The following is a 17287-nucleotide window of genomic DNA, read 5'->3' on the forward strand; positions in this document are numbered from 1 at the left end:
TCAGAGCTTTTCAAAGCGGCGCCCGCGAACGGACCCTCGAGGCAGACTGTGCTGCCGTTTGACCCTGCGGCTAGCCCAAACGCGTTGGCTGGTCAAACAATCGGCGGTGTTCGCCGAGCGCGAACGTATCGGTCATCCCCGACAGGTAGTCGGCGATCCGACGCGCCTGCTTGTGGGGCTTCATCCGCCCGAATTCGTGGGACCATTCGGCCGGAAGGCGTTCAGGCTCGGCCATGAAACGGTGAAACAGCCGTTCGACGATCGCTTCGGCCTCGTCCATGACGCGCGTCACGCTCGGCGCACGGTAGACGCGCTGAAACAGAAAGCGCCGCGTTTCGTCGACGGCGCTCCGCATGGCGTCGGAGAACGCGATCATCGCGAAGGACGCGTCGCGCACATCGTCCGCATGGCCCGGATCCAGGGTGTCGAGATTGGACAGCGAGGTGGCGATCACGTCCTCGACCATTCGCGTGATGTGACGGCGCATGATCTCGTTGGCGAGCCGGCCGGGGGCGAGCGCCGGATAGCGCGCCTCGATCTCGGCGAGGATCGAGCCGGCGAGTTCGAGCTCGCGCAGATCGTCGATGGCGATCAGCCCGGCGCGGAGCCCGTCGTCGAGGTCGTGGGTGTTGTAAGCGATGTCGTCGGAGATCGCGGCGCATTGGGCTTCGAGGCCGGGGAACCGCGCCAGGTCGAGCGGCATCAGCGCGTCGAAGCTCTCGATCGCCGGCGGCAATTCGGCCACGAGCGCGTGCGGGCCGGTCAGCGGCCCGTTGTGTTTGACGAGGCCTTCCAGCGTCTCCCAGGCGAGATTGAGCCCGTCGAACTCGGCGTAGCGTTGCTCGAGCACCGTCACGATCTTCAGCGCCTGCGCATTGTGATCGAATCCGCCGAACGGCTGCATGGCCCGGTCCAGCGCCCGCTCGCCGGCATGGCCGAACGGCGGGTGGCCGAAATCGTGAACGAGCGCCACCGCTTCCGTGAGGTCCTCGTCGAGGCGCAGGGCGCGGGCGAAGGCACGGGCGATCTGGCTGACCTCGATCGTGTGGGTGAGCCGCGTCCGGTAGTGGTCGGCCTCGGTGGCGACGAACACCTGCGTCTTGTGCTTCAGCCGGCGAAAGGCCGTCGAATGGACGATCCGGTCGCGGTCGCGCTGGTAGGCCGTGCGGGTCGCGCTTTCGGGTTCGGCGTAAAGCCGGCCGCGGCTTTGCCGATGATCCACCGCGCAGGGGCTGAGCGGCTCGCGCCCCATGCCGATGCGGCTCGTTGAAGATGACATCATCATTTCGCGCCGTCGATTGACCAAGGCTTCAAGCGTCCTTACCTTTCAAAAGACCCACGAACAAGGAGCGCGGCAGGCTTTCACCCTGACCTCGATCGACCCCATGAGCGAGACACTCGTAAAACCCGTCACCCTCTCCGACAAGGCGGTCAAGCGCATCGCCTCCATCCTGTCGAAATCGCCGGAGGCCACCTCCTTGCGCGTTTCTGTGGAAGGCGGCGGCTGCTCCGGCTTTTCCTACAAGTACGATCTGACGAGCGAGACGGAGGCGGACGATCTGGTCCTCGAACGCGACGGCGCCCGCGTCGTCATCGACCAGACTTCGGTCGTCTATCTCGATGGCTCGATCATCGATTTCGTCGACGATCTGATGGGCCAGTCCTTCCAGATCCGAAACCCCAACGCCGTCGCAAGCTGCGGCTGCGGCACCAGCTTCTCGATCTGACGTTCGTGGCAGGCGGCGTCCCGGTATCGCTGTACGCACCGAGACCCGTCTGCTGCCTCGGCACTCGGCAGATCTCGGGCTTCGCGGTCAAGGTTTACGTTATCCTGGGGCCTGGGCGTCATCGCGATGATGAGATCGTCGACGCGGCGCTCGTTGCCGCGTCCCCACTTCTCGGTGCGTCGCAACAGCCGAACGCTTGCCAGGAACTCGGCTTCGTCATTCTCCATCTCGGCGAGCATGCCGACTGGTTGCTCGTGGATCGCTGGGTTCATGGCGACAGCCTGAAGAACACACTCCTGAAATCCGAGCGCGGTCGCCCGCACGCATTCCTGCCCGTGCCGGATCCAGACCTGTTCGCCTGCGTCTGGGAGGCGGGGATCGTGGATTTCGAGCGTCGCGCCTTCATCCAGACGATGATGACGACAGCGCCCGACGAATCGCGCTACCTGTCGACCATTCTGAACGGCGAGGTCTGACCGCAATGCTGATTGCATCCTGGAACATCAACGGCATCAAGGCCCGCATCGACGGGCTCACCACATGGCTTCAGGAGCGTTCGCCGGACATTGCCTGCCTTCAGGAGATCAAGAGCCAGGACGAGGGCTTTCCAAGGGAGGCGATCGAGGCGCTCGGCTATCATGTGGAAACCCACGGCCAGAAGGGTTTCAACGGCGTCGCCCTCCTGTCGCGGCAGAAGCCGGAGAGCGTGACGCGTGGCCTGCCCGGCGACGAGAGCGACGAGCAGTCCCGCTATATCGAGGGCGTCTGGCAGACGGGGAGCGGTCCGTTGCGCGTCGCCTCGATCTATCTGCCGAACGGCAATCCGCTCGGCACGGAGAAATTCGCCTACAAGCTCGCTTGGATGAACCGGCTGGAGCGGCACGCGGCCGGGCTCCTCGAGCGGGAGGAGCGAGTGGTTCTGGCGGGCGACTACAATGTCATTCCGCAGCCCGAAGACGTCCACAATCCCGAGGCCTGGACGGAGGACGCGCTGTTCCAGCCGGAATCGCGCGGCAATCTGCGTCGCCTTGTCCATCTCGGCTTCGCGGACGCGTTGCGCCTGACCGACGACAGCCGGCAGATCTACACCTTCTGGGATTACCAGGCCGGCGCCTGGCAGAAGAACAACGGCATCCGCATCGATCACCTGCTGCTGTCTCCGGAAGCGCAGATCGCACTTCGCTCGGTCGGCATCGACAAGCAGGTTCGCAGTTGGGAGAAACCGTCGGACCACGTCCCGATCATCGCGGAGATCGAGGCCTGACCCACCGGCTTCAATCCGCCATCGAGCGGTCCGGCGCCCTGCCCGCTCCGGCCCGTTCCTCCAACCTTGCGCCGGCGCTGCACCGATCGCCGTCCGTCGAAACGGACACCTCGCTCTGATCGGACGCAGCGGCACAGGGTCCTGCTGCGCCAGCGTCGTTTTGCAGCGTCTTTATTGGCGGAGGAGCCTTCGATTGGGCTGCAAACCGGCACAAATCAGGTTAGGCTTCACCGAAGCGCCTTCGACCGGCCCTTTCGAAACACACGCAAGGATCATGCCTGAATGCCCATGGACATGCCGCTTCCACCATCCGTTCTTCCCGTTTCACCCTATCCGGATGCGGACGAGGTTCTGGACAGTCTGATCGTCGAGGCGGATCTCTCGAAGGAGGACCGGAAGGCGATCGGCGCCATCGCGGTCGATCTGGTGAAGCGGATCCGCAAGGCCGGCGATCCCGGCATGATGGAGGTCTTCCTTGCCGAATACGGCCTTTCGACCGAGGAAGGCATTGCCCTCATGTGCCTGGCCGAGGCGCTGTTGCGCGTTCCCGACGCCGTCACGATGGACGAGCTGATCGAGGACAAGATCGCGCCGGGCCAGTGGAACGCCCATCTCGGCAAGTCGTCCTCCTCGCTCGTCAACGCCTCCACCTGGGCGCTGATGCTGACCGGCCGGGTTCTCGACGAGAACGACAGTGGTCCGCTCAAGGCCATGCGCGGTGCGATGAAACGTCTCGGCGAGCCGGTCATCCGCAACGCGGTCGGCCAGGCGATGCGTGTAATGGGTCGCCAGTTCGTCCTCGGCGAAAACATGGACAAGGCCATGGAACGGGCCAAAGGCATGGAGGAGAAGGGATTCACCTATTCCTACGACATGCTCGGCGAAGCGGCCCGGACCTACGAGGATGCCGAGCGCTATCGCAAAGCTTACGACGAGGCCATCGAGAAGATGGCCAAGCGCGCCACCAAGGGCGACATCGCGACCAATCCCGGCATCTCGGTCAAGCTGTCCGCCCTCCACCCGCGCTACGAGATCGGTCAGCACGACCGGGTGATCGAGGACATCGTTCCGATCGTCAGGGATCTCGCGGCCAAGGCCGCGAAGATGAAGATCGGCTTCAACATCGACGCCGAGGAACAGGACCGGCTGACCCTCTCGCTCGAAGTGATCGAAAAGGTGCTGGAGGACGAGCGCCTCGAAGGCTGGGACGGTTTCGGGATCGTGGTGCAGGCCTTCGGCCCGCGCGCGCCTTACGTGATCGACTGGATCGCACAGACCGCCGAACGGCTTGGGCGCAGGCTCATGGTGCGCCTGGTGAAGGGCGCCTACTGGGACTCCGAGATCAAGCTCAGCCAGCAGGAGGGCCTGCCGCGCTTCCCGGTCTATTCGCGCAAGCCGGCGACGGATGTGAGCTTCATCGGCAATGCGCGCAAGCTCTTCAAATATCGCGACCGGATCTACCCGCAGTTCGCCACGCACAACGCCCACACGGCCGCGGCGATCGTGCACATGGCCAAGCAGATGGGCGTCAAGACGGACCAGTTCGAGTTCCAGCGCCTGCACGGCATGGGCGAAGTGATGCACACGCTGGTGATGAAGGATCACGGCACGCGCTGCCGGATCTATGCCCCCGTCGGCGCGCATCGCGATCTTCTCGCCTATCTCGTCCGCCGTCTCCTCGAGAACGGCGCCAATTCCAGTTTCGTCAACCAGATCGTCGATGCCGAGGTCCCGCCCGAGCAGGTGGCCGAAGACCCGTTCGAGGCGATCGGCTACGCGCCGCCGGTGACGCCCGGAACCGACATCTTCCTGCCGGTGCGCGAGAACTCGAAGGGCTGGGACCTGAAGGCCGCCGAGCACCTGCGGGAGATCGATGACGCCCGTTCCCCGTTCCGCCACACTTCATTCGAGGCAGGTCCGCTGATCGCCGGCGAAACCCGGCCGGATGCCGCCAGCGAACGGCGCAATCCGTCCGATCCCTCGGACATGGTCGGCACGACGCGGTTCGCCTCGAAGGCCGATGTCGACACGGCGCTGGAGGCGGCCAGGCCCTGGGCCGCGAGCCCGCAGGAGCGGGCGCAGATCCTGAAGCGGGCCGCAAAGCTCTTCGAGGAGAACTTCGGCGAGATCTTCGCCGTCCTTTGCCGCGAGGCCGGCAAGACCCTGCCGGATGCGCTGGCCGAGCTTCGCGAAGCGGTGGATTTCCTCAACTACTACGCCGAAGAGGCAACGCGGCTGACGAGCGAACCGCTCGGACGCTTCGTCTGCATCAGCCCCTGGAACTTCCCGCTCGCGATCTTCACCGGTCAGATCGCCGCCGGGCTGGCGGCCGGCAACGCGGTTCTCGCCAAGCCGGCGGAACAGACGCCGGTGATCGCGCATCTCGGCACGCGGCTGCTGCACGAGGCCGGCGTCCCGAAGGACGCGCTGCAGCTTCTTCCGGGCGCCGGGGAGGTCGGGGCCGCCCTCACCTCGGACCCCCGGATCGACGGCGTCGCCTTCACCGGCTCGACGGACACGGCACGGAAGATCAAGAAGGCGATGGCCGAGAACTGCCATCCGGGTGCCCCGCTGATCGCGGAAACCGGCGGGCTCAACGCGATGATCGTCGATTCCAGCGCCCTGCCCGAGCAGGCCATCCGGGACATCATCCAGTCGGCGTTCCAGTCGGCTGGCCAGCGCTGCTCGGCCTGTCGTTGCGTCTACGTGCAGGAAGACATCGCCAAATCCTTCATTGCGATGCTGAAGGGCGCGATGGACGCGTTTCGTCCGGCGGACCCCTGGGCGATCCATTCCGACAGCGGGCCGCTGATCGATGCCGAAGCGCATGGTCAGATCTCGGACTACATCGCCAAAGCGAAGGCCGAGGGCCGCCTGCTGCACCAGATCGAAGCGCCGGATCTGGGCTATTTCCTCGCCCCGGCCCTGATCAAGGTCGATTCGATCTCGGACATGGAGCGCGAGGTGTTCGGACCCGTCCTGCACTTCGCAACGTTCAAGGCCAAGGACATCGACAAGGTGGTCGATGCCATCAATGGTCGCGGTTACGGGTTGACGTTCGGCCTTCACACCCGGATCGACGACCGGGTGCAGCAGGTGACCGAGCGGATCCATGCAGGAAACCTCTACGTCAACCGCAACCAGATCGGCGCGATCGTGGCGTCGCAGCCCTTCGGTGGCGAAGGGCTTTCGGGCACCGGCCCGAAGGCGGGCGGCCCGTTCTATGTCCAGCGTTTCCAGAAGCCGGTCACGCCCAAATACCGGCCTTCGACGCCGATCGAGATGCCTGGACCGACGGGCGAATCGAACCGTCTCCATCTCGTGGCACGGCCTCCGGTCCTCTGCCTCGGGCCGACGCAGGACGATCGCAAGAAGCAGATCGAAGCCGTCGAACGGCTCGGCGGGACGGCGACGTCGGCCAGCGCCGAGACCGATCTTTCCAAAGGGCCCGAGTTCGGCTCCGCGGTCTGGTGGGGCGATGAGGAAACCGCGCGCAGGCTCGCCAGGGAACTTGCGAGCCGCGAAGGCCCGCTTCTGCGCCTCGTCACCGGCGCGATCATGGTGACCGACGTCCTGCACGAGCGCCATCTCTGCATCGATACGACCGCCTCCGGCGGCAATGCGCAATTGCTCGCGGACGTCGCCAAGAACGATCCGCGCTTCAGGGATCCGAAGAGGCGCTGAGGTCGCCCGCCGCGCACGAACCATTCCCGCAAAGCCCGAGCCCGCCGGATCGAGACGACCGGCGGGCTTTTTCGTGCCCGCCCGTCTCGACGCCCCGCCGCTGCCCGAACATCTCCGGTCGAGCGGGCCGAATGGCCGGCCGGAGGGGAGACGAGGCCCCGCGGTCTCGCGTTGCCGGCGCCAAGCCGGTATGAACGGAAAAAAACGGGAAGGAATCCAGCAACGCCCATGACTTATCTGATCTCTTTCGGCGTCCTGCTCGCTTTCGGGCTCGTCATCTTCTGCACGATACGATGGTGGAACTTGCGTCTCGTCGGTCCGCAGCCGGTCTCGATGTTCGTCTTCATCGCCATCCTCTTCACCTCCGGCCTCGACGTCGGGCTGATCATGTTTCCCCTGGCCTTCGATTTCCCGCTCTATGCGAACACGAGCGAGAATCCGGCCTATGCCTTCACGAACCCCCTGGCGTTGGAATTCGGGTTCTGGGGTTTTCTGATCTGGGCGTTCTACTTTCTGACGGCCTTCTACTTCTGCGCGATCGAGCCGCGGGTGAAATTTTTCGAAAAGCCCGTCGTCCGGTTCGTGAACAATGTCGTCATCATCACGACCTGCGCCTTCACCGGCAGCCTTTTCCTGGTCTACCTGCCCTTCTATCTGCCGACGATCGGCGACGGGGAGAGCGTGGTGACGACGTTCTACGTCATCGTCTTCGCGGTCATTCTGGCCGCCGCCTATTCCTCCACCAACATCAAGTTCGTGCGGATCCTCTCGGTCGGCTCGACGGTGCTCTTCGGCGGGCTGATCGTGCTGCTTTGGGCGGTCGCGGGCATGTCTCTGGCGCAATTCGGCGCGTCGATCGCCAATATTGGCGGCTACTTCACGAACATTCACCGATTCGTCCTGCCTTTGACGGACTATCACGAATTCTATCTGTTCTGGTGGTTCGCATGGTCGATCATGATCGGCCAGTTCACCTCGCGCTTCGTCGGCGGCATGAAGACGCAGCACATGCTGGCGGCCCTCATGATCATCCCGTCGATCCCGCTCGCGATCTGGTTCTCCGTCTTGTACTACTACTACGAAAACAGCCTTCCCACCGACGGTTTCCTCAACATCGCCATGGTCATCGTCGGCACGACCTTCGTCATCAATTCGCTCGACAGCCTCATCCGCCTCTACACCGACAATCTCGACCTGACGGTGCAGCGGTTCGGCAAGTGGACCTACATCGCCGGAAACACGGCCGTGCTGTTCAGCCTGACGCTTCTCTTCGAGAGCCAGTGGCTGCAGATCGAATGGATCGGCGGGATCGTCATCGCTCTCTACGTTTCAACCCTCGTGTTCATCGCCATGCGCGCGCGGCATGTCATGAGCAATGTCAAAGGAGTATACAAGAATCCGCAACTCGATCTGTGATCGTGGCATCGACGAATAGACCAGGCCCAGAGCTGGTTGTTGGCGCTCTATTTCACAATGGTTCGACCAATCTGTGCGTTCGACACGCCCTGCGCTTGCCAAGCGTTGGCTTGGCCTGCATCATTTGCGTCGAACCCGGGCACGAGAAAGCGGCGCGGGAACCATCGATAGGGAGACTGCTATGCGAAGCACACGTCGTTCATTCACCAAGGCTCTGGGCCTTGCAGGCGTCCTGACCCTCGGCACCGCCTTGTCCGGCGGCGCGCAGGCACAGGAGGAATTCTTCAGTATCGGTACCGGTGGGCAGACGGGCGTCTATTACGTCGTCGGCCAGTCGATCTGCCGGCTTGTCAATCGCGAAACCGAGTACAAGTGCACCGCACCGTCCACGGGCGGTTCGATCGCCAACATCAACGCCATCAAGTCCGGCGACATGGCCATGGGCGTTGCCCAGTCCGACTGGCAGTATCATGCCTACAACGGCACCTCGCAGTTCGAGGGCGACAAGTTCGACAAGCTGCGTTCGGTGTTCTCGGTCCACCCCGAGCCGTTCAATGTGATCGCCCGCAAGGACGCGAACATCACCTCCTTCGACGATCTGAAGGGCAAGCGCGTCAATGTCGGCAATCCGGGTTCGGGCCAGCTTGCGACGATGGAAGTCGTCATGGACGCCAAGGGCTGGACGATGGAAGATTTCGCGCTCGCATCCCAGTTGAAGCCGGCCGAACAGGCCGCCGCTCTCGGCGACAACAATGTGGACGCCGTCATCTACACGGTCGGCAACCCCAACGGCTCGATCCAGGAAGCGACGACCACGGTGGATGCCAACCTCGTGCCGGTCGACGGTCCGGAGATCGAGAAGCTGATCTCGGAAAACCCATACTACACCAAGGCGATCATTCCCGGCGGCATGTATACCGGCAATCCGGATGACGTGGCGACCTTCGGCGTGAAGGCGACGTTCGTGGCAAGCGCCGATACCGACGAGGAACTCGTCTATCAGGTGACGAAGGCCGTGTTCGAGAACTTCGATCGCTTCAAGACCCTGCATCCCTCCTTCGCGACCTTGACGAAGGAAGAGATGGTCTCCGACGGCAACAGCGCGCCTCTGCATCCGGGCGCGGAACGCTACTACAAGGAAGCGGGCCTGCTGTAAGTCCATCTCGGTCCGGCCGGTTTCCTCGGGGGCCGGCCGCCTGCCGGTCGTGAGCGACCGGATCACCTGGGCGGAGGCTGTCCGTCGCATACCGGGAAAGACGATCGATGAGCAACGGCAAGACCGACCACGCGCAAGGCTCCAGCCTCGACGACAATGTCCCTCGCAAGATCGACGACGTCGACGTGCGCGCCGCGACCAACAAGAACGAAGATCTCGATTCGCTCGTCGCCTCGTCCGATACCGGCGGACGCAGTCCGAGCAAGCCGGTCGCCTATTTCATCGCCGCCGTCGCGCTCTGCTGGTCCTTGTTCCAGCTCTGGATCGCCTCGCCCTTTCCCTTCCAGGTGGGCTGGGGCGTCTTCAACACCACCGAATCGCGCTCGATCCACCTCGCCTTCGCGATGCTGCTCGCATTTCTCGCCTTTCCGGGCGAGCGATCGAAAGTGCAGCTCGGCCTTGGCGTCGCCGTTCCGATCGTCATCGGCGCACTGTTCATGAGCGGGGCCACGGGGGTCCTGCCGGTCTGGTACGTTCCGCTGATCACCATCGTCGTCGTCGCCTGCGTCCTGCTGCCCTCGCCCGACGACCGCGTGCCGATCAATGACTGGCTGCTCGCGATCGCCGGGTCGCTCACGGCGATCTATCTCTACGTCAATTACGATGCGATCTCGAACCGCGTCGGCGCGCCGATCGAGATCGACTTCATGGTCTCGACGCTCGGCATCCTGATCCTGCTCGAGGCCACCCGCCGTTCCCTCGGTCCGGCCCTCATGGTGGTCGCCTCGATCTTTCTCGTCTACACATTCCTCGGGCGCTACATGCCCGACATCATCGCCCACAAGGGCAATTCGCTGTCGGAAGTCGTGAACCACCAGTGGATCACGACCGAGGGTGTCTTCGGCATCGCGCTCGGCGTCTCGACCTCCTTCGTCTTCCTGTTCGTGCTCTTCGGCTCGCTGCTCGACAAGGCGGGCGCCGGCAGCTACTTCATCAATGTCGCCTTCTCGCTGATGGGCCACATGAAGGGCGGACCGGCCAAGGCCGCCGTCATTTCGTCCGCGATGACCGGCCTCATCTCCGGCTCGTCCATCGCCAACGTCGTGACCACCGGCACCTTCACCATCCCGCTCATGAAGAAGGTCGGCTTTTCGTCCGAACGGGCCGGCGCGGTGGAAGTCGCCTCGTCCGTCAACGGCCAGATCATGCCGCCCGTCATGGGCGCCGCCGCGTTCCTCATGGTCGAATATGTCGGCATTCCCTATTTCGACGTCGTCAAGCACGCCTTCCTGCCCGCCGTCATTTCCTACATCGCGCTCGTCTACATCGTGCATCTGGAAGCGGCGAAGGCCGGAATGGAGGGTCTGCCGCGGTCCTACGAGCCCTCGCCCTGGCTGCGATGGCTGGTCGGCATGGCCTTCGGCGTCGCGGCGATTTGCGCCCTCTCCTTCGCGGTCTATTACGGCATGGGCTGGATCCGGCCGGTCTTCGGGGAGAACGCCTTCTGGGTCGTCTTCGGATTGCTCGTCCTCGCCTATGTCGGTCTCGTCGCCTATGCCGCCCGCTTCAAGTCGGACGCGATGGAAGTGAGCGAGGAGATCACCGTGCTGCCGCCACCGGGCCCCACGGTGAAGTCCGGTCTGCACTTTCTGCTGCCCGTCGTCGTCCTGATCTGGGCGTTGATGGTGGACCGTCTGTCGCCGAGTCTCTCGGCCTTCTGGGCCTCGGCCTTCATGATCTTCATCCTTTTGACCCAGCGTCCGCTGTTCGCGCTCTTCCGCAAGTCCGAGACCTTTTCGGGCTCCTTCACCGCGGGTGTGATCGACCTGATCGAAGGCCTCATCGCCGGGGCGCGCAACATGATCGGCATCGGCATCGCAACGGCCGCTGCCGGCATCATCGTCGGCGCCGTGTCGCAGACGGGCGTGGGCTCGGCCCTCGCCGATGTCGTGGAGGTGCTGTCCGGCGGCAATCTGCTGGCCATCCTGTTCCTGACGGCGATCCTGTCGCTGATCCTCGGCATGGGCCTGCCGACGACCGCGAACTACATCGTCGTCTCGGCGCTTCTCGCCCCCGTCATCGTCACGCTCGGCCAGCAGAACGGGCTGATCGTGCCGCTCATCGCGGTGCATCTCTTCGTCTTCTACTTCGGCATCATGGCCGACGTGACACCGCCGGTGGGCCTTGCAAGCTTTGCCGCGGCCGCCGTGTCCGGCGGCGATCCGATCAGGACGGGCGGAATCGCGTTCTTCTATTCCCTGCGCACCGCGGCTCTGCCGTTCCTCTTCATCTTCAACACCGACCTCCTCCTGATCAATGTCGATATCCCGCACGGGGTCTTCATCTTCATCGTCGCGACGGTCGCGATGCTGTTGTTCGCGGCGGCCACGCAGGGCTGGTTCCTGACGAAGAGCCGGTTCTACGAGTCGGTCGCGCTGCTGCTGGTCGCCTTTACCCTGTTCCGTCCGGGCTTCTGGATGGACATGATCTCGCCCCCTTATGTGGAGCGCGAACCGGCGTTGCTGGTGGAGACGGCGGCCGAGGTGCCCGCCGGCGAGCAACTGCGGATCCGTGTCGATGGGGTGGACTCGCTCGGCGATCCGCTCTCCTTCGTGGCGCTGGTTCCGATCGGCGAAGGCGCGACGGGCGAAGAGAAGCTGTTGAATTCCGGCATCGAGACGATCGAGCGGGACGGCAAGATGATCATCGACAATGTCGCCTTCGGATCGCCGGCCGCCGAAGCCGGTCTCGACTGGGATCAGGAAGTCGTTCGTGTCCTGCAGCCGGCCGATCCGCCGTCGAAATACTGGATGTTCATTCCGGCCCTCCTCCTGCTCGCCCTCGTCGTATGGGCGCAGCGGGGCCGGGCCGGGCGCACCGCGCCGCGGACGAGCATGAGGCCGGGCACCGCCTGACCGGCCCGGACCGAGGAAAAAGCCGCCGGAGCTCGACGGGCATCGGCGGCTTTTCGCGTCCGGTCGATGGATACCGCATCGCAAGGCCGCATGACCGGCGCCCGGTTTCGGACCGGCCCGCGCGGGACGGCCGGGAAACGTCGCGGCATCGGGTGACGCGATCTAGCCGCGCGTGTCCGTCGGCGTCAGAGCGACGAGACGAGATGCCCCCCATCAACGACGATGTCCGATCCCGTCATGTAGCGGCCCGCGTCGGAGGCGAGCAGCAGCAACGCGCCGTCCAGATCGCTCTCTTGGCCGAGCCTTCTCTGGGGGATCCGCCGGATCAACGCCTGTCCGGGCTCGGATCCGAAGAAGTCGGCGTTCAGGGGCGTTTCGATATAGCCGGGGCAGATCGCATTGACGCGGATCGCGTAGCGCGCCCATTCCAGCGCCATCGATCGCGTCATCTGGATGAGCCCCGCCTTCGACACCGCGTAGGGCATCAGGGCACCGGCGACGCGAATCCCGAGGATCGAGGCGATGTTGACGATGGAGCCGCCGCGCTCGGCCTCTTTCATCGCCTTGGCCGCAGCTTGAGCGACCAGGAATGCGCCCTTGAGATTGGTGTCGAGCACCTTGTCCCATTCGACCGTTTCCAGCGCGATCGCGGGCGTCGTGGTCTGGACGCCGGCATTGTTGACCACGATGTCGAAGGGGTCGTTCGAAAAGACGGCTGCAACGCTCGTCGGATCGGTCACGTCGAGCGCGGCCGCATTCGCCCTGCCGCCGGACCCGATGATCTCGTCGACCTGTTCCTCCAGAGCGTCGCGCCGACGCGCGGCGAGCGTCACGCTCGCGCCGGCCTTCGCGAGCGTTTGCGCAAAATGCGCGCCGAGGCCGCCCGACGCGCCCGTGACGAGCGCGGTCTTCCCGCTCAGATCGCCAATCATATGATTCCTCCCCAGTTTCAATTGCCCGGCCGACGCCATGATGATTCGGTCTAGACCAGATGCAGCGCCGCTTGAAGGCCGTGTGCGGCTCGTCCACCCTGTCGCTGCGCATCGATCCCGAAACCCCGGGCCTGCGGCGGCGTTCTCGTTCCTTGCCCGCGCGGCCTAGTCGATGGCGGATTTTTGCTTATGCTTGTTCCGAAAGACCGGAGCCGCTCCGTCGGACCGGTCGAACACCGACGCCGCTTGGCGGTCGAACGGCGTTGGGAGGCGCTTTGATGGACTTCACTCTATCGCCGGAGCTCGAAGCGCTCCGTACGCAGGTCGCAGACTTCGTCGCAAGCGAGATCATTCCCTTGGAGAGCCGGCCGGAGGCCTATGACGGCCACGGCAATATCGGCGAGAGCCATCTGGAAGAGCTGCGCGCGAAAGCGCGCGCCAAGGGTCTTTGGTGTCCGCAGCTCAAGATCGAGACCGGTGGTCTCGGCCTGTCGAAGATGGAGATGTCGGTTCTTTACGAGGAGATGAACCGCTCGATCTTCGGTCCGGTCGTCTTCAACGCGGCAGCGCCCGACGATGGCAACATGATGGTGCTGGAGGCCCTCGGGACGGAGGATCAGAAGCAGCGCTGGCTCAAACCCATCGTCGAGGGCAAGGTTCGCTCCGCCTTCGCCATGACCGAGCCCGCACCGGGCGGCGGGTCCGATCCCGGCATGATGCTGACGCGGGCAAGGCGCGACGGCGACGACTGGATCGTCAACGGGCGCAAATGGTACATTACAGGCGCCGAAGCCGCCGAACATTTCATGCTGCTGGCCAAGACCTCCGACGACAAGCGCCGCGGGCATACCTGTTTTCTGTTCCACCGGGACGATCCGAACTGGCGGATCATCCGCCGCATTCCGATCATGGGACCCGAGGAGCATGGCGGGCACTGCGAGCTCGAGTTCAACGATTTCCGCATTCCGCACGCCAATATTCTCGGCGAGGAGGGACGCGGCATCAAGGTCGTCCAGACACGGCTCGGGCCCGCCCGCCTCACCCATTGCATGCGCTGGCTCGGCCTTGCCAAGCGATGCGTCGAGATCGCGACCGACTATGCGCAGCGCCGCGAAGGGTTCGGCGTCCGGCTGATCGACCGCGAGAGTGTCCAGATGATGCTCGGCGACCTCGCCATGCAGATCGAGATCGGACGGCTGCTCGTCATGAAGGCGGCCTGGGAGATCGACCGGGGTCGCTTCGGCCAGAAGGAAATCTCGATGGCGAAGATCCACGTCGCCAACCTCGTGCACACGGCCGCCGACCGGGCCATCCAGATCAACGGCGCCCGAGGATATTCCGGCGATACGCCGCTCGAATGGATCTATCGCTATGCCCGCCAGGCCCGCCTCGTCGACGGCGCCGACGAAGTGCACAAGATGATCCTGAGCCGCCATCTTGCCGATCTCGGCACGGATTTCTGGCGCTGGGACGTGGCCGGCGCGGACGACGCCGATGCGTGAGGAAGCCCATCTCAGGCCGCGCCCCGCGAACTTCGTCCCGCTGACGCCGCTCGACTTTCTCGATCATGCCGTCAAGACAGCTCCCGGCGACGAGGCGGTCATCTGGCGCGGCAGGAGCTGGACCTGGGCCGAGTTTCACGCCGTCGTCCTGCGCTTCGTCGCAGCGCTGCGCGCGCGCGGGATCGGCAAGGGCGACGTCGTCTCCGTGATGTGCGTCAACCGGCCGGAAATGCTCGCCGCCCATTATGCGGTGCCGGCCCTCGGCGCGGTCCTCAACTGCGTGAACACGCGGATCGAGGTTTCCGACGTCAGCTTCATCCTGCGCCATTCGGACAGCCGGCTGATGCTTGCCGATCCGTCCGCAACGCGCATCGCCCGAGCCGCCGCCGAGGAGGCCGGCGTTCCGTTCGAACCCTTCGCGGACGACGGGGCGAGCGGCGATGGCCTGGCACTCCTGTCGACCGATGCACCGCCGCCGTTCGAACTGACAGCCGAGATCACGGACGAATGGCAGCCGATCGCGCTCAACTACACGTCCGGCACGACGGGCGAGCCGAAGGGCGTCGTTCTCCACCATCGCGGGGCCTGGCTCAACGCGATCGGCAACGTCACGGCGCTGAAGTTCGATCGGTCGACGCGCTATCTCTGGACACTGCCCATGTTCCATTGCAATGGCTGGTGCCACACCTTTGCGATCACCGCTGCCGGCGGCACCCATGTCTGCCTTGAAAAGGTGGAACCCGGGGCGGTGTTTTCCGCGATCGAGGCGCACGGCGTGACCCATCTCGCCTGCGCGCCGGTCGTTCTGTACATGCTGATCAATTCGAGCGCCAAGCAGACGCGCAATGCGTCCCGGCGGCTGACGGTCGCGACCGGTGGCGCTGCGCCGACCGCCTCGCTGATCGAGGAAATGGACGCGCTCGGCTTCGATTTCATCCATCTCTACGGGTTGACCGAATGTTTCGGGCCGACGTCGATCCGCGAACTGACGGGCGCCGAGCGCGACCTCGGCGTCGCGGAACGCGCGCGTCTGCTGGCCCGCCAGGGCGTGCGTCACATGACCGCGAACCGCATCCGCGTTCTCGGTGAGGACGGCGAGGACGTTCCCTTCGACGGCCGGACGATCGGCGAGGTCGCCCTGTGCGGCAACACGCTCCTGTCGGGCTATCACCGCGACGCGGTCGAAACCGAGAAGGCGTTCTCCGGCGGCGTCTTCCGCACCGGCGACCTCGCAGTGCGCCATGACGACGGGCATATCGAGATCCGGGACCGGGCAAAGGACGTGATCATCACGGGCGGGGAGAACGTGTCCTCGCTGGAGATCGAGGGCGTGCTTTCCCGCCATCCCGGCGTTGCGATCGCTGCCGTCGTCGCGCGGCGCGACGAGAAATGGGGCGAGATCCCGATGGCGTTCATCGAGACGCGAACCGGCGCGCCCCTCGACACCAAGGCTCTCGAAGCGTTCTGCCGTGACCATCTGGCGGGCTTCAAGATCCCCCGCGCCTGGTCGTTCGGCGAACTGCCCAAGACGGCGACGGGCAAGATCCAGAAGTTCGTTCTGCGCGAACGGGCGACCCAAGAGAAGGTCGGAAGCGACATATGAGGACGGACGCGACGAACACCGGGCTCGGCCTTGATCGGGACACGCTGAGACGCTTCCTCGACGCCCGTTACGGTCCGTCGGAGGCCTTCGACGTCCAGCGTATCGGCGGCGGCCAGTCCAACCCGACATTTCGGGTCGGGCATGGGGACCGGCGGATGATCCTGCGCAAGCAGCCGCCCGGCGCGCTCGCCAAGGGCGCGCACCGGATCGACCGGGAGTACAAGGCGATGGAGGCGCTGGCGTCGACCGACGTGCCGGTGCCGGCGATGCTTCTCTACCATGAGGACGCGGCGCTTCTCGGAACCCCCTTCTATCTGATGGAAGAGGTGGACGGGCGCGTCTTCCAGACGGCCGCGATGGAGGGTGCCACAGCCCAAGAGCGAGCCCGGATGTACGCGTCCCTCGCCGACACCCTCGCGCGGCTGCACGCGGTTCCCTACGAAGAGGTGGGCCTTGCGCGCTTCGGACGCTCCGAGAACTATTTCGGCCGGCAGATCGCTCTCTGGAGCGGCCAGCTCGAACATTCGACCGGCGAACCGATCGTCGAACTCGAACGGCTCGCGCGCTGGCTTTCGGACAACCAGCCCGCCGATGACGGCCTTTCCGCGATCGCCCATGGCGATTTCCGGGTCGGCAACATGATGTACGCTGCGCATGGGACGGACGTCGTCGCCGTCCTCGACTGGGAACTGTCCACCATCGGGCACCCGCTGGCCGATCTCGCCTTCTGCTGCATGCCCTGGCACACCTCGTCGGACGAGTATGGCGGCATCCTGGACCTCGACGCCGAGGCGCTCGGCATTCCGGACGAGGCAAGCTTCGTGGCGCGCTACCGCGAGACGATGCCGCACGTTCCGGCGCCCGAAGCGTTTCATCTGGCCTTTGCCCTGTTTCGGTTCGCGGTCATTTTCGTCGGCATCGCCGATCGGGCACGGGCGGGAAACGCGGCAGATCCCGACGCCCTGAAGTACGCACCGCTCGCCAGACGGTTCGCGATGCGCGCCTTGGATGTGGCCGCGGAAAAATAGCCCGATCCAGCCTTTCCATCGGCGGCGAAAGCGAACAACATGCGAGCCGACGGTGGTGGG

At 64.8% G+C, this 17287-nt stretch carries 12 protein-coding genes; 10 read left to right on the plus strand and 2 right to left on the minus strand.

Annotated elements, in window-relative coordinates:
• Positions 1–70 precede the first annotated feature (70 nt).
• A complete protein-coding gene (locus tag U0C82_RS15745; RefSeq protein ID WP_322188335.1) occupies positions 71–1279 on the minus strand; it encodes a deoxyguanosinetriphosphate triphosphohydrolase in 1209 nt (402 codons plus the stop codon).
• Between the two features lie 106 nt (positions 1280–1385).
• On the opposite strand from U0C82_RS15745, the gene U0C82_RS15750 reads away from it, so the two are divergent.
• The 7 genes from U0C82_RS15750 (at position 1386) to U0C82_RS15780 (ending at position 12162) form a co-directional block, all read left to right on the plus strand.
• On the plus strand, positions 1386–1727 hold the full coding sequence (locus tag U0C82_RS15750; RefSeq protein ID WP_322188337.1) for a HesB/IscA family protein: 342 nt from the start codon (positions 1386–1388) through the stop codon (positions 1725–1727).
• Between the two features lie 5 nt (positions 1728–1732).
• Positions 1733–2203 (plus strand): hypothetical protein, encoded by a 471-nt coding sequence (locus U0C82_RS15755; protein WP_322188339.1) that lies wholly within the window; start codon positions 1733–1735, stop codon positions 2201–2203.
• 5 nt (positions 2204–2208) lie between these two features.
• Positions 2209–2991 carry an exodeoxyribonuclease III gene (gene xth, locus U0C82_RS15760; protein WP_322188341.1) on the plus strand — a complete coding sequence of 261 codons (783 nt, stop codon included), beginning with the start codon at positions 2209–2211 and terminating at the stop codon, positions 2989–2991.
• A gap of 288 nt (positions 2992–3279) precedes the next feature.
• Entirely contained in the window at positions 3280–6675 is a 3396-nt protein-coding gene (gene putA / locus U0C82_RS15765; RefSeq protein ID WP_416186702.1) for a bifunctional proline dehydrogenase/L-glutamate gamma-semialdehyde dehydrogenase PutA, read from the plus strand.
• A gap of 228 nt (positions 6676–6903) precedes the next feature.
• A complete protein-coding gene (locus U0C82_RS15770) occupies positions 6904–8091 on the plus strand; it encodes a BCCT family transporter (protein ID WP_322188345.1) in 1188 nt (395 codons plus the stop codon).
• A 181-nt stretch (positions 8092–8272) separates the two neighbouring features.
• Positions 8273–9247, plus strand: a complete 975-nt coding sequence (locus U0C82_RS15775) for a TAXI family TRAP transporter solute-binding subunit (RefSeq protein ID WP_322188347.1) — start codon at positions 8273–8275, stop codon at positions 9245–9247.
• Positions 9248–9354: 107 nt separating this feature from the next.
• Positions 9355–12162, plus strand: coding sequence for a TRAP transporter permease (locus U0C82_RS15780; protein WP_322188349.1), 2808 nt, complete (start codon positions 9355–9357; stop codon positions 12160–12162).
• Positions 12163–12347: 185 nt separating this feature from the next.
• Here U0C82_RS15780 and U0C82_RS15785 read toward each other — a convergent pair whose 3' ends face one another.
• Positions 12348–13094, minus strand: a complete 747-nt coding sequence (locus U0C82_RS15785; protein ID WP_322188351.1) for an SDR family NAD(P)-dependent oxidoreductase — start codon at positions 13092–13094, stop codon at positions 12348–12350.
• Positions 13095–13372: 278 nt separating this feature from the next.
• Between U0C82_RS15785 and U0C82_RS15790 the strand changes: the two genes are divergently transcribed.
• From U0C82_RS15790 to U0C82_RS15800, 3 genes are read left to right on the plus strand one after another with little or no spacing between them, the layout of a single operon-like run.
• Positions 13373–14596 (plus strand): acyl-CoA dehydrogenase family protein, encoded by a 1224-nt coding sequence (locus tag U0C82_RS15790; protein ID WP_322188353.1) that lies wholly within the window; start codon positions 13373–13375, stop codon positions 14594–14596.
• Positions 14589–16199 (plus strand): AMP-binding protein, encoded by a 1611-nt coding sequence (locus tag U0C82_RS15795; RefSeq protein WP_322188355.1) that lies wholly within the window; start codon positions 14589–14591, stop codon positions 16197–16199. The genes U0C82_RS15790 and U0C82_RS15795 overlap by 8 nt, the downstream gene beginning before the upstream one ends.
• Positions 16196–17227, plus strand: a complete 1032-nt coding sequence (locus tag U0C82_RS15800) for a phosphotransferase family protein (protein ID WP_322188357.1) — start codon at positions 16196–16198, stop codon at positions 17225–17227. Before U0C82_RS15795 ends, U0C82_RS15800 begins: the two co-directional genes overlap by 4 nt.
• Positions 17228–17287: the final 60 nt, after the last annotated feature.

Source organism: Fulvimarina uroteuthidis, from assembly GCF_034321785.1.
In the GTDB taxonomy this organism is placed as follows: Bacteria; Pseudomonadota; Alphaproteobacteria; order Rhizobiales; family Rhizobiaceae; genus Fulvimarina; species Fulvimarina uroteuthidis.